General features: G+C 77.1%; 3 protein-coding genes. 1 reads left to right on the plus strand and 2 read right to left on the minus strand.

Annotation, left to right across the window (positions count from 1 at the left end; genetic code table 11):
• On the plus strand, positions 1-239 hold a 239-nt coding region (locus ICW40_RS17875; RefSeq protein WP_221655355.1), incomplete at its 5' end, for a DUF3618 domain-containing protein.
• 71 nt (positions 240-310) lie between these two features.
• Here the strand turns inward: ICW40_RS17875 and ICW40_RS17880 are convergent.
• Together ICW40_RS17880 and ICW40_RS17885 are read right to left on the minus strand one after the other, a co-directional pair.
• On the minus strand, positions 311-937 hold the full coding sequence (locus ICW40_RS17880; RefSeq protein ID WP_221655356.1) for a methylated-DNA--[protein]-cysteine S-methyltransferase: 627 nt from the start codon (positions 935-937) through the stop codon (positions 311-313).
• Positions 934-1,268, minus strand: a 335-nt coding sequence (locus ICW40_RS17885; RefSeq protein WP_374199182.1) for a DNA-3-methyladenine glycosylase family protein, incomplete at its 5' end; no start/stop codon positions are given. The genes ICW40_RS17880 and ICW40_RS17885, both read right to left, overlap by 4 nt.

Here is a 1,268-nt window from a genome sequence, read left to right on the forward strand (position 1 = left end):
GGACCCGGGCCCAGCTCAAGGACGCGGTGGACGAGCTCAGCGACCGCCTCAGCCCGAAGAACCTGGCGGAGGAGGTCAAGGACGACGTCAAGCTCGCCGTCACGGACCTCAAGCGCCGGGTGACGGGTGAGGTGCGTCCGGCCGGCGAGCCGGAGCCGTCGCGTCGTGCGTGGATCGTCCTGGGGAGCGGCGCCGCGATCGCGCTCGCCGTCGTCGGGAAGATCGTCCGCAAGCTCTGACCCACGGCGCCGACGGCGATCGGGCGTCAGGCGACCTCGGGCGAGCTCGGGTATCAGGCGAGGGCGGGACGTCAGGCGAGCGCGGTGCGCTCGTGCGCGATGAGCGCCTGCTTCGCCGCGATGCCGTACGCGTAGCCGCCGAGCGTCCCGTCCGTCCGCACGATGCGGTGGCACGGCACGAACGGCGCGACGAGGTTCTTCGCGCACGCCGTTCCCGCCGCCCGCACGGCGGCCGGGCGGCCGGCCATCGCCGCGAGCTCGGTGTACGTCACCGTGCCACCCGGCGGGATGCGGCGCATCGCCGCCCACGCCGCCTGGAAGAACTCGCCGCCCGGCTGCACGACAGGGACGTCGTCGAGCGCGTGCGCGTCGCCGTCGCCGTAGCGCCGCAGCGCCGCGACGGCGTCGCCCGGCACGTCATCGGGCGGGACCTGACGGCTCACGATGCCCGGGTACGCCGCGCGCAGCCGCGTCAGGACGGCCTCGAGCTCGGCGTAGCCGGCCGCCCGCACGACGCCGTCGGGCGAGACGGCCAGCCCGACCGTGCCGCCCGGCGTCGGCACCGTCGTCGCGAGGACGAGGGTGGGCGGGGCCCCCGCGGCGTCATGGCCCGCGGCGGGAGCCACGGTCGGCCGCTCCGCGTCGGGTCGCCCCGCGGCGGCGTCCGTCGTGCCGGTGGGGGTGCTCGTGGTGGTCATGCGTCCTCCAGGGTCAGGGCTCGAGATGTCCACAGGTGCTGGGCCGCGTAGCCACGCCACGGCCGCCAGTGCTCGGCCCGCGCCAGCGCCTCCGCCGCGGAGACGCCGCCGAGCGCCTGGCGGAGCACGAGGTCGTGCGCCGGGAACGCGTCGGGGTCCCCCATCGCGCGCAGGGCCACGTACTCGACCGTCCACGGTCCGATGCCCGGGACCGCGTGCAGCGCCGAGCGCGCAGCGGCCCGGTCCGCGCCGGGTCCCACGTCGAGCCCGTCGGCGAGCACCGCCGCGACGTGCGCGAGCGTGGCCGCACGCGCCCCCGTGAGGCCGAGGG

The sequence above is a fragment of the Actinotalea ferrariae genome, assembly GCF_019733465.1.
GTDB lineage: Bacteria > Actinomycetota > Actinomycetes > Actinomycetales > Cellulomonadaceae > Actinotalea > Actinotalea ferrariae_A.